General features: G+C 69.4%; 14 protein-coding genes. 5 read left to right on the top strand and 9 right to left on the bottom strand.

Features of this window, described 5'->3' with window-relative positions; genetic code table 11:
• Positions 1 to 3: 3 nt before the first annotated feature.
• Together pspAA and CF8_RS13335 are read right to left on the bottom strand one after the other, a co-directional pair.
• Complete coding sequence (pspAA, locus tag CF8_RS13330) at positions 4 to 282, bottom strand: PspA-associated protein PspAA (RefSeq protein WP_010833633.1); 279 nt, start codon at positions 280 to 282, stop codon at positions 4 to 6.
• Positions 279 to 1,070, bottom strand: coding sequence for a PspA/IM30 family protein (locus tag CF8_RS13335; protein WP_010833634.1), 792 nt, complete (start codon positions 1,068 to 1,070; stop codon positions 279 to 281). The genes pspAA and CF8_RS13335 overlap by 4 nt, the downstream gene beginning before the upstream one ends.
• Before the next feature lie 119 nt (positions 1,071 to 1,189).
• Here CF8_RS13335 and CF8_RS13340 point away from each other — a divergent pair, with 119 nt between their 5' ends.
• The 4 genes from CF8_RS13340 (at position 1,190) to CF8_RS13355 (ending at position 3,463) form a co-directional block, all read left to right on the top strand.
• Positions 1,190 to 1,777 carry a DUF3043 domain-containing protein gene (locus tag CF8_RS13340; protein ID WP_010833635.1) on the top strand — a complete coding sequence of 196 codons (588 nt, stop codon included), beginning with the start codon at positions 1,190 to 1,192 and terminating at the stop codon, positions 1,775 to 1,777.
• Between the two features lie 152 nt (positions 1,778 to 1,929).
• The gene (locus CF8_RS13345) at positions 1,930 to 2,478 is read left to right on the top strand and encodes a GNAT family N-acetyltransferase (RefSeq protein ID WP_010833636.1); all 549 of its coding nucleotides are present in this window, start codon (positions 1,930 to 1,932) and stop codon (positions 2,476 to 2,478) included.
• Positions 2,478 to 3,167, top strand: coding sequence for an AzlC family ABC transporter permease (locus CF8_RS13350; RefSeq protein WP_036491018.1), 690 nt, complete (start codon positions 2,478 to 2,480; stop codon positions 3,165 to 3,167). Before CF8_RS13345 ends, CF8_RS13350 begins: the two co-directional genes overlap by 1 nt.
• Positions 3,167 to 3,463 (top strand): AzlD domain-containing protein, encoded by a 297-nt coding sequence (locus tag CF8_RS13355; RefSeq protein ID WP_010833638.1) that lies wholly within the window; start codon positions 3,167 to 3,169, stop codon positions 3,461 to 3,463. The genes CF8_RS13350 and CF8_RS13355 overlap by 1 nt, the downstream gene beginning before the upstream one ends.
• An 86-nt stretch (positions 3,464 to 3,549) precedes the next feature.
• Here the strand turns inward: CF8_RS13355 and dapB are convergent, their stop codons facing one another.
• Entirely contained in the window at positions 3,550 to 4,305 is a 756-nt protein-coding gene (gene dapB, locus CF8_RS13360; protein ID WP_010833639.1) for a 4-hydroxy-tetrahydrodipicolinate reductase, read from the bottom strand.
• Between the two features lie 77 nt (positions 4,306 to 4,382).
• Between dapB and CF8_RS13365 the strand changes: the two genes are divergently transcribed.
• On the top strand, positions 4,383 to 4,898 hold the full coding sequence (locus CF8_RS13365) for a class I SAM-dependent methyltransferase (protein ID WP_036493126.1): 516 nt from the start codon (positions 4,383 to 4,385) through the stop codon (positions 4,896 to 4,898).
• A gap of 134 nt (positions 4,899 to 5,032) precedes the next feature.
• Here CF8_RS13365 and CF8_RS13370 read toward each other — a convergent pair whose 3' ends face one another.
• From CF8_RS13370 to CF8_RS13395, 6 genes are all read right to left on the bottom strand, one after another.
• Entirely contained in the window at positions 5,033 to 6,400 is a 1,368-nt protein-coding gene (locus CF8_RS13370) for a M16 family metallopeptidase (protein WP_010833641.1), read from the bottom strand.
• A complete protein-coding gene (locus CF8_RS13375; RefSeq protein ID WP_084622876.1) occupies positions 6,397 to 8,679 on the bottom strand; it encodes a polyribonucleotide nucleotidyltransferase in 2,283 nt (760 codons plus the stop codon). The genes CF8_RS13370 and CF8_RS13375 overlap by 4 nt, the downstream gene beginning before the upstream one ends.
• A 191-nt stretch (positions 8,680 to 8,870) precedes the next feature.
• Positions 8,871 to 9,146, bottom strand: a complete 276-nt coding sequence (gene rpsO / locus CF8_RS13380; RefSeq protein ID WP_010833643.1) for a 30S ribosomal protein S15 — start codon at positions 9,144 to 9,146, stop codon at positions 8,871 to 8,873.
• A 176-nt stretch (positions 9,147 to 9,322) separates the two neighbouring features.
• Positions 9,323 to 9,586, bottom strand: a complete 264-nt coding sequence (locus CF8_RS13385; RefSeq protein ID WP_010833644.1) for a DUF6458 family protein — start codon at positions 9,584 to 9,586, stop codon at positions 9,323 to 9,325.
• 145 nt (positions 9,587 to 9,731) lie between these two features.
• On the bottom strand, positions 9,732 to 10,772 hold the full coding sequence (locus CF8_RS13390) for a hypothetical protein (protein WP_010833645.1): 1,041 nt from the start codon (positions 10,770 to 10,772) through the stop codon (positions 9,732 to 9,734).
• Entirely contained in the window at positions 10,769 to 11,095 is a 327-nt protein-coding gene (locus CF8_RS13395; protein WP_010833646.1) for a PadR family transcriptional regulator, read from the bottom strand. The genes CF8_RS13390 and CF8_RS13395 overlap by 4 nt, the downstream gene beginning before the upstream one ends.
• Positions 11,096 to 11,113: the final 18 nt, after the last annotated feature.

Here is an 11,113-nt window from a genome sequence, read left to right on the forward strand (position 1 = left end):
AGGTCAGCCGGGGATCAGGCCGTCATCGCCGAGCAGCTCGCGCACCTCGTCGATGCTGGCGTCTCCCGGAGGCAGGATGAGGTCGGACTCGTCGAGGCTGTCGGGCGCGTGGTGGGTGCCGTTGGAGCGCACACCCGCCAGCAGCCCGGCCAGGGCGGTCCGGAACATCTCCTCGTCGCCCGCCTCGATCGCGAGCTCGATCTGCTGGTCGAGGCCGTTGAGGGCGTCGAGCGCGTGGTCGGCCACGTCGTACTGGCCCTCACCGAGGATGCGGACGATCATGCCGGACCGCCCTCGCTGATCTCGCGCTCGATCGCCTGCCGCTCGGAGTCGGCGAGGATGTCGCCGTCGCCGGCCTCGATCGCCTGTGGCTTGCTGCTCCCCTTGAGTCGCGCCAGCTCGGACTCGACGTCGGAGGTGGAGCTCAGGGCGTCGAGCTCGCGGGCGATGTCGTCGCCTGCGTTGAGCGAGGACGCGTCGTCGAGGGCGCCGGAGGCGATGAGCTCGTCGATGGCACCGGCCCGGGCCTGCATCTGGGCCGTCTTGTCCTCGGCCCGCTGGATCGCGAGGCCGACGTCGCCCATCTCCTCGCCGATGCCCGACATCGCCTCGCCGATGCGCGTCTGCGCCTCGGCCGCGGTGTAGTTGGCCTTGATCGTCTCCTTGCGCGTGCGGAAGGACTCGACCTTCGTCTGCAGGCGCTGCTGGGCGAGGACGAGCTTCTCCTCCTCGCCCTGGAGGTTGGCGTGCTGGACCTGGAGGTCCTGGATCTGCGTGGTGAGCCCCGACTTGCGGGTCAGCGCCTCACGGGCCAGGTCCTCGCGGTCGGCAGCGATGGCCTTCTCGGCCTGCCCCTGGAGCTTGGCCGACTGCGTCTCGAGCTGCTTGATCTGCAGCTCCACGCGCTTGCGGCTCGTGGCGACGTCGGCGACCCCGCGGCGTACTTTGCTCAACAGCTCCAGCTGGCGCTGGTAGCTGTAGTCAAGGGTCTCGCGCGGATCCTCGGCGCGGTCGAGCGCCTTGTTGGCCTTGGAACGGAAGATCAGACTCAAGCGCTTCATCACACTCATGGGGATGTTCTCTCCTGTGTCACCCTCGGGGTTCTGCCTTCACCCTAGGACCAAACCCAAAGGCAGTGATAGGCGCCGGTAGGCTGAAGGTTCACGTCACCCGATCTCATGAGGCTCAGTTGTTCGGTCGAAGCAAGTCGCAGGACACCAGCTCCACCACCCCGGTCGTGGACAAGCCGGGTGGCAAGGGCCGCCCGACGCCGAGCCGTAAGGAGGCCGAGGCGGCGGCGAAGGCCCGCGCCAAGGTGCCGCGCACCCGGCGCGAGCAGATGATGGCCAAGCGCGGCGTCAGCGCCGAGTCGAGCAAGACCATCCGGGCCGGCATGAAGGCCGGGGACGAGCGCTACCTGCTCCCCCGGGACAAGGGCCCGGTCCGCAGCTTCATCCGCGACTTCGTCGACTCGCGCTTCTCCTTCGTCGAGCTGATGGTGCCGCTGCTCATCGTGACGCTGCTGCTGGGCTACTCCGGCAACTCCTACCTCGTCGGCGTCGGCAACACCGTGCTGTTCGGCACCGTCCTCCTGGTCGCGCTGGACATCTTCGTGATGCGCTTCCGGCTGCGCCGTGAGCTCGCGCGACGCTTCCCCGACGAGCCCACCAAGGGCACGACCTACTACGCGATCATGCGTGCGCTGCAGATGAAGTTCATGCGGATGCCGAAGGCCAAGGTCAAGATCGGGCAGACGCTGCCCGAGCACTACCGCTGAGCTCCGGTTGATCCTCGGGCTCGCCAGCGCGCTGGCCTCCGGGGCTGGCCCAGCGTCGTCGTCGCCGGCCTGGCCCTCTCGGTGGCCGGAGCCATCCATCTGGGGCGGCAACCGGGGTCAGCCCCCGTTACGCCTGGTGTGAGGATGGGCCCATGAGCCACGCCCCGACCGCCGACGTGTCCGTGCGCATCGCTTGGGCCGACGACGCCGATGCCATCGCCGCCGTCCAGGTCCGCGCTTGGCAGGTGCTGTACGCCGATGTGGTCCCTGCCGAGGCCCTGCCGTCCGACCCCGAGCCGGTCGCGGCGGCCTGGCGGGTGTCCCTGGGCAAGCCCGACGACGCCCGCAACCGGGTGCTGGTCGCGCTCGAGCGCAACCGCGTGACCGGCTTCGCCGTCACCGGTCCGACGTCCGACCCGGACGCCAACCCGATCGACGACGGCGAGCTCAGCGAGCTCACCCTCGACCCCGCCGAGCGCGGCAAGGGCCACGGCTCGCGCCTGCTCCAGGCGGCCGTCGACACCCTCGCCGCCGACCGGTTCACCCGCGCGGTGAGCTGGGTCATCGCCACCGACGACGACCACCGCCGCTTCCTGACCGAGGCAGGCTGGGCGCCCGACGGCGCCCACCGCGAGCTCGACCTCGACGGCACCGGGACGACCACGGTCAAGCAGGTCCGGCTCCACACCGCGATCGGCTGATGTCGGCTCCCCTGCCACCTGCCGAACGCTCGCGGATGATCCGCGACGGCATCGCGGTCGGGATCGCCACCGGCACCTACGGCATCTCCTTCGGCGCCGTCGCGGTCACGGCAGGGCTGAGCGTCCTGCAGGCCTGCGCGCTCTCGTTGCTCGTCTTCACGGGGGCGTCCCAGTTCGCGCTCGTCGGTGTGGTCGCGGCGGGCGGTGCGCCTCTGAGTGGCGCCATGACCGCGATCCTGCTCGGCACCCGCAACACCCTCTACGGCCTGCGGTTGGCGCCGCTCCTCCAGTTCTCCGGCCTGCGCCGGGTCGCCGCCGCCCAGATCCTCATCGACGAGTCCACCGCGATGGCGGTCAACCGCGGGTCGGCACCGGCCGCACGCGTGGGCTTCCTGAGCACCGGGCTGGCCGTCTTCGTGCTCTGGAACGCCGCCACCCTGCTCGGCGCCCTGGCTGGTACGGCGATCGGTGACCCCCGCACGTTCGGGCTCGATGCCGCGGTCGGCGCGGCGTTCCTCGCCCTCCTGTGGCCGCGGCTGAGCGATCGACGCAACCAGGTCGTGGCGGTGTGCGCCGGCGCCGTCGCGCTGGGCCTGGTGCCCTTCACGGCGGCCGGGGTGCCCGTCCTGGCCGCCGGCGGGGTCGCCCTGCTGGCCGGCGTCCTGACTCATCCTTCGGAGCGCCCCTGATGTGGCTCGCGATCATCGTCGCCGCGCTCGGCTGCTACGCCCTCAAACTCGCCGGCCTCTCATTGCCCGAACGGGTGTTGAGCAACCCGCTCGTCGAGCGGATCGCCGACTTCATCCCGGTCGCACTGCTCGCGGCGCTCATCGCCGTACAGGTGTGGTCGGACGGGCCTGCCCTGACCGTGGACGCCCGGACAGCGGGTCTCGGATTCGCGGTCGTGGCCCTGCTCGTGCGGGCGCCGTTCCTGGTGGTCGTGATCGGCGCAGCGGTCGTCTCTGCGCTGGTCCGTCTCGCCTGACACGGTTGCCCAGGTGGTTACCCAATCTCGAGATTCGAAGGATTCGACAACTACCCGCCTACCGTCCGAGATCAGCTGAAACTCGTTCAGCCGAGCGGCAGGAAGTGCTCGAGGCCGACCGTGAGACCCGGGTGGTCGGCGATCTCGCGCAGGCCCGTCAGGACACCCGGCGAGAAGGAGGCCCGGTCGAGGGAGTCGTGGCGGATCGTCAGGGTCTCCCCCACGCCGCCGAGGATGACCTCCTGGTGGGCCACCAGCCCGCGGACGCGCAGGCCGTGGACCCGGACGCCGTCGACGTCCGCCCCGCGAGCCCCGTCGAGGCCCGTGGAGGTCGCGTCGGGCATCGGGGCACTGCCGGCCTCCCGGCGCGCCTGCGCGATGAGCTCGGCGGTACGCCGCGCCGTACCGCTCGGGGCGTCGGCCTTGTCCGGGTGGTGCAGCTCGACGACCTCGACGGACTCGAAGAAGGGCGCCGCCTGGGCGGCGAAGCGCATCATCAAGATCGCGCCGATGGAGAAGTTGGGAGCGATCAGGACGCCGGTCTGCGGGCTCACCTCGAGCCAGCCGCGCAGCTGGGCGAGCCGCTCGTCGTCGAAACCGGTGGTGCCGACAACGGCGTGGATGCCATGGGCGACGCAGAACTCCAGGTTGGTCATCACCACGTCGGGGTGGGTGAAGTCCACGATCGCCTGCGCACCGCTGGCGACCAGCTCGGCGATGTCGTCGCCGGCGTCGATCTGTGCCACGAGGGCGAGATCGGGGGCCGCCTCGACGGCTCGGCAGATCTCCGCTCCGACCTTGCCGCGGGCACCCAGGACTGCGACCTTGAACTGTTCACTCACGGCTTCAACCTACTGTGATGTGTGCCCGCTGGGTGGCGGTGACTGACGGGTGAACCAGGAAGTGGCAGGCTGTGACCATGCCAGTGCAGACGATCCCGCCGCGCATCCGATGGGCCGTGGAGCTCATGGACATCCAGCCCAACGACCAGGTCCTCGAGATCGGCTGTGGACCGGGTGCTGGAGCCGAGCTGATCTGCGGCAAGCTCGAGACCGGCAAGCTGTTCGCGATCGACCGTTCGGAGTCGGGAGTGGACCGCACCAAGCGCCGCAACCAGAAGTACGTCGACAGCGGACGCCTCGTCGTGCGCCAGATCGACCTCGCGACCCTGCGCGTCCCGGTGAAGCGCCTCACGAAGGTCTTCGCGTTCAACGTGAACCTCTTCTGGGTGCGCCGCTGCGACGACGAGATCGCCCTGCTGCACGAGCGCGTCGTGCCGGGCGGCGCCGTCTACTTCTTCTACGAGGCCAACCGCCCCGAGCTCGTCCCGAACATCGTCAAGAAGACCTCCGAGGCCCTCCTGCGCGGCGGCTTCCGGGTGTCCGTCGTGGAGCAGAAGGCCCCCGCCGTGATCGGGATCATCGGGCGGCGCTGAGCCGCTCCCGGCGGAAACCGTCAGGAACGTTCGATTCCCCCGCCTCTGCGGGGGAATCGAACGTTCTGGGGTGTTGCAACACTCACGAAGGTGACACTCCCCCGCATATGCGGGGGAACAGGGGGCGCGAGGGGTCAGGCCGGGCCGACGATGGCCAGGACCTCCGGCTGGGCGAACAGGGCTCCCGCGATGTCGCGGACCTCCTCGAGCGTGACCGCGTCGATCTTGGCGATCACGTCGTCGATCGAGAGGAACTCGTCGTAGACGAGCTCCGCCTTCCCGAGGCGCGACATCCGCGACCCGGAGTCCTCCAGCCCGAGCACGAGCCCGCCGCGGAGCTGGCCCTTGCCACGATCGAGCTCCTCGGCGGTGATGCCCTCGGCCGCCACCTTGGCGAGCTCGGCGCGGACGGTCGCGAGCACGTCGTCGAGCTTGCCGGGCAGGCAACCGACCGCGACCCCGACCAGGCCCGCGTCGGCGTGGTGGGAGGCGAAGGAGTAGACGGAGTAGGCGAGCCCGCGGTGCTCGCGGACCTCCTGGAAGAGCCGTGACGACGTGCCGCCGCCGAGGGCCGTGTTCAGGATGCCGAGGGCGTAGCGGCGCTCGTCGCTGCGGGTCAGGCCCTTCATCCCGAGGACGATGTTGACCTGCTCGAAGGGGCGCGTGGTGTGCGACTCCCCCGGCGAGACGGCGCGCGCCTTGGTGGTGTTGCGGTGCCCGACGGGCTCCGCGTCGCCGTCGAGGAAGCCTTGGCGGCCGAATGCGCGGCGTACGTCCTTCACGACCTTGGCGTGGTCGAGGTTGCCGGCGACCGCGACCACCATGTTGTCGGGCCGGTAGTGACGCCGGAAGAACCGGACGACCTGCTCACGCGTCATCGAGGTGATCGAGGCGTGCGTGCCCGCGATCGGGCGGCCCAGCGGCGAGTCGCCGAAGGCCTGGTGGGCGAAGAGGTTGTGGACGACGTCGTCGGGGTCGTCGTCGTGCATCGCGATCTCGTCGAGGATCACGTCGCGCTCCGCCTCGACGTCGGCAGCGGTGATCAGCGAGCTGGTGATCATGTCGCCGATGACGTCGACAGCGAGCGGCAGGTCGTCGTCGAGCACGCGCGCGTGGAAGCAGGTGTACTCCTTCGCGGTGAAGGCGTTGAACTCGCCGCCGACCGCGTCGAGGGCCACCGAGATGTCGAGCGCGGAGCGCTCACGGGTGCCCTTGAAGAGCAGGTGCTCGAGGAAGTGCGAGCAGCCGTGCAGCGCCGGGGTCTCGTCGCGCGAACCGACGTTGACCCACACGCCGATGCTCGCGGAGCGCGCACCGGCCATCTGCTCGGTGACGACCCGCAGGCCGCCGGGCAGGACGGTACGGCGGATGCGTGACGTCACCTGGCCGTCGGCGTCCTTGACGGTCTGGACCGTCCGGGTGGAACCGATCTTCTGGGGAACGGCCGACCGGCCAGCAGAGGAGCTCTGCTGACCGGTCGGACGGGTGGTGCGGGTGGTCACTCGGCGTCAGTCGCCTCGGTGGACTCGTCGGACTCGGACGCCTCGGCGCCCTCCTCCACGACCGGGACCAGCGACAGCTTGCCGCGGTCGTCGATCTCGCCGATCGCGACCTGGATCTTCTGACCGACCGACAGGACGTCCTCGACGGCGTCGACGCGCTTGCCGCCGGCGAGGGAGCGGAGCTTGCTGATGTGCAGCAGGCCGTCCTTGCCGGGCATCAGCGAGATGAACGCGCCGAAGTTGGTCGTCTTGACGACGGTGCCGAGGTAGCGCTCGCCGACCTCGGGCATGGTCGGGTTGGCGATCGCGTTGACGGCGTCCTTGGCGGCCTGGGCAGCCTCGCCGTTGGTCGCGCCGATGTAGACCGTGCCGTCGTCCTCGATCGACAGGGTCGCGCCCGTGTCGTCCTGGATCTGGTTGATGATCTTGCCCTTCGGCCCGATGACCTCACCGATCTTGTCCACGGGGACCTTGATCGTGATGATCCGCGGGGCGTGGAGCGACATCTCCTCGGGGGCGTCGATGGCCTCGGCCATGACGTCGAGGATCGCCAGACGGGCGCCCTTGGCCTGGGTCAGCGCCGAAGCGAGGACCTCGGCCGGGATGCCGTCGAGCTTGGTGTCGAGCTGCAGCGCGGTGATGAACTCGCGCGTGCCGGCGACCTTGAAGTCCATGTCGCCGAACGCGTCCTCGGCGCCGAGGATGTCGGTCAGCGCGACGTACTCGGTCTTGCCGTCGACCTCGTCGGAGATGAGGCCCATCGCGATGCCGGCGACGGAGGCCTTGAGCGGCACACCGGCCTGCAGCAGCGACAGGGTCGAGGCACAGACCGAACCCATCGAGGTGGAGCCGTTGGAGCCCATGGCCTCGGAGAGCTGGCGGATCGCGTAGGGGAACTCCTCACGCGTCGGCAGCACGGGCAGGATCGCGCGGCGCGCGAGCGCACCGTGGCCGACCTCGCGACGCTTGGGCGAGCCCACGCGGCCGGTCTCGCCCGTCGAGAACGGCGGGAAGACGTACTTGTGCATGTAGCGACGGTGCTTCTCCGGGGAGAGCGTGTCGAGCTGCTGCTCCAGCTTGAGCATGTTGAGGGTGGTGACGCCCAGGATCTGGGTCTCGCCACGCTCGAACAGCGCCGAGCCGTGGACGCGCGGGATCACGCCGACCTCGGAGTGCAGCGGACGGATGTCGGCCAGGCCGCGACCGTCCATGCGGATCTTGTCGCGCAGCACGCGCTGGCGCATGAGGGACTTGTTCAGCGAGCGGAACGCAGCGCCGATCTCCTTCTCGCGACCCTCGAACTGACCGGCGAGCGACTCGAGCAGCCCGGCCTTGATCTCGTCGAGCTTGGCCTCGCGCTCCAGCTTGTCAGCGATCGTGAGCGCCTCGGCGGTGGGAGCCGACACGGCACCCTCGACGGCGGCGTAGACGTCGTCCTCGTAGTCGAGGAAGATCGGGAACTCCTGGACCGGCTTGGCCGACTCCTTGGCGAGCTCGACCTGGGCCTCGATGAGCTGCTTGATGAAGGGCTTCGCGGCGTCGAGGCCGCTGGCCACGACCTCCTCGGTGGGGGCCTTCTGGCCGCCCGCGACGAGCTCGATGACACGCTCGGTGGCCTCGGCCTCGACCATCATGATCGCGACGTCACCGGTCTCGGTCACGCGACCGGCCACGACCATGTCGAAGACGGCGTCCTCGAGCTGCGAGTGGGTCGGGAACGCGACCCACTGGCCCTCGATGAGGGCGACGCGGACGCCACCGACGGGGCCGGAGAACGGCAGGCCGGAGAGCTGGGTCGACAGCGACGCGGCGTTGATCGCCAGCACGTCGTAGGGCATGTCGGGGTCGAGCGCCATCACGGTGATGACGACCTGGACCTCGTTGCGCAGACCCTTCTTGAAGGTCGGGCGCAGCGGCCGGTCGATGAGGCGGCAGGTGAGGATCGCGTCCTCGCCCGGGCGACCCTCGGAACGGAAGAAGGAGCCGGGGATCTGGCCCACGGCGTACATCCGCTCCTCGACGTCGATCGTGAGGGGGAAGAAGTCGAAGTGGTCCTTCGGCGTCTTGCCGGCGGTCGTCGCCGAGAGCAGCATGGTCTCGTCGTCGATGTAGGCCGTGACGGAGCCGGCGGCCTGACGGGCCAGCAGGCCGGTCTCGAACTTGATGGTGCGCTTGCCGAACTTGCCATTGTCGAGAACGGTCTCGACGGCGGAAATGATGGGGCCCTCGTTCAAAGGGTTTCCCTTTCTCTTCGCGGAGCGATCCGCGACGCCGCTCATGTGAGTGCCGGTCTTCGATCGAGGCCCGCAGGTGCGTTCACCTGAAGGCCACTACCGAGGACCGAGCCGGGCGAGGCGGGTCGCTCCTGGATCTGGAGTGTTCAGTTGAGTTGGTTCGGCTCCGAGCCTATCGGCTGGGGGCCGAAATGCTGAGAAGCGGCTCCCCGACCGGGGAACCGCTCCTCACGACGTCAGCGTCGGAGACCGAGGCGCTCGATGATCGAGCGGTAGCGCTCGATCTCGGTCTTCTGCAGGTAGTTGAGCAGACGACGGCGCTTGCCCACGAGGAGCAGCAGGCCACGACGGCTGTGGTGGTCCTTCTTGTGCATCTTGAGGTGCTCGGTGAGGTGAGCGATGCGGTAGCTCGCCAGGGCGATCTGCACCTCGGGCGAACCGGAGTCGCCCTCGGTCAGACCGTATTCGGCGATGATCTTCTTCTTGGTCTCCGCGTCAGTACCGATCGACATGCGGGGCTCCTCTCGTGTCTCGTTGCGCGGCGCTCGGGACAGGATGTCCGGGGCTCTCTCGATCCGCGGCCGTTCAGACGGCAATTCCCACCGGGGTGGGCAACCTGAGAAGACTAACAACGCAGTCACCCGGGCCCCAAAACGCTGGGACCCGGGTGACCACTCACTGTCGTGCGTCAGATCGCCGGCGGCGGAGGCGGGTCCGTCTCGGTACGCCGCTCGGTGGTCGCCTGGCGACCGTGGGCGTCCGTGGTGGTGGCGGTCGTGGTCGCTCGCCGGCGCGTGTTGGTCTGGATCGCGGTGAGCGCGATCACCAGGATGCCGGCGAGGCACAGGATGTAGCCGACCACGGTGAGGTCGACTGCCTCGATCATGTCCCGCACCGCGAAGGCGAGGATCAGCCCAATCGCAAGCAGGAAGACTCCCAGTCCGTAACCCATGATGTGTCTCCTTCTGTCCGGGCGATGGTGAGGGCGAATGCCCCGCCCCGGAGCGTCCACCACCTCGGCGCGCCGCACATCCCCCGCAGGGGTGGTGACCGTGTGGATCTGCTGCACCCCCGTGACACCAGATCCACACGGTCGGTCAGGGGCGCCGCTTCTTCTCGCGGCGCTTCTCGGCCTCGACGGGAGCCGTCACGGTCGGGGTCACGCCGTCCAGCGTCACCGGCGGAAGTACGGCGAACGGCGGCGCTTGCAGCGTCGGCTCGCCGACCGCCTCCCAGGCCATGTCGTCCCAGTCCCGCTCCGGGAGCGGGAACACGCTGTACAGCTCCGTGCGCCCGTTGAGCCACGGCGCAAGAACTCGCTCGCCGTTGTCGATGTACGCGTAGTCAGGATCGATCTTCAGCCGTCGCCCTTGGTCATCGACCAGCTGCACGCCGACGAGCGGATTGCCGGCCGCGTCGAACGGATAGACGTTGGTCACGGGCTGGCCGTTGAAGGTGAGCCCCGGGGTCGGGGTCGGCTGGCCGTTGTAACCGAGCCTCTCGACCATGTCGTCCTGGATCGAGTACTCGACCCGCTGGAGCGTGTCGAACGTGATGAGCAGCGCGAAGACGTTGAGGACGAGCAGCACCACTCGAGCGAGCAGTCCCGACGTGCCCGGCCAGATCTTGCCCCGACCGATCTGGATGCTGACGATCGATGCCACCGCGAGGATCAGCAGCCCCAGCCCCCACGAAGGTGTCGGCAGCCACGCGACGTCGGGGCGCGCCGCCCACCGGGCGAACGTGTAGTTGAACCACATCACCGCCAGCCACGCACGGAAGACCCACCACGCCGGGCGCGCCGCCCGGACGGCCGAGCCGATGTCGGCCGGCATCTTGTCCAGGAGGCGGCTCCAGTGCGTGCTCGCGGCGTCGAGCACGGCCGTCGGGGACGTGGTCGACCACTGCCTGCGACCAGGGCCGGCGGGCGCCAGCCCTGCCGCCGCACGGAGCTCGGCGGCGTACGCATCGGGATCACCGAGGGCCTCGGGGCCACGCTCGGCGACGAGGTCGGCCATGTCGGCCTCCAGCCCGTCGAGCAGGTCTTCACGCTCGTCGGCACCGAGGTCGGAGAAGCGTGCGCGCACGGCGGCGACGAAGGCGTCGACCTCGGGCGTGAGTCGGATCGTGTCGTTCATGCCGAGGCCCCCTGCAGCAGGTTGGTGACGGTGGTGGAGAAGTGCGCCCAGTCGTCGCTCTGGGTCTTGAGCTGGTCGCGGCCCGACGGCGTGATGCCGTAGTACTTCCGGTGCGGTCCGCTCTCCGACGGGACGACGTAGGAGGTCAGGGCGCCGGCGGCGTACAACCGACGCAGCGTGCCGTAGACCGACGCGTCGCCGACCTCGTCGAGGCCGCCCGCCCGGAGGCGGCGGACGACGTCGTAGCCGTAGCCGTCCTCGTCGTCGACCACGGCGAGCACCGCCAGGTCGAGCACTCCCTTGAGGAGCTGTGTGTTGTCCATGCCGTGAACAGTAGTGCG

The sequence above is a fragment of the Nocardioides sp. CF8 genome (assembly GCF_000389985.1).
GTDB classification, from domain to species: Bacteria; Actinomycetota; Actinomycetes; order Propionibacteriales; family Nocardioidaceae; genus Nocardioides; species Nocardioides allogilvus.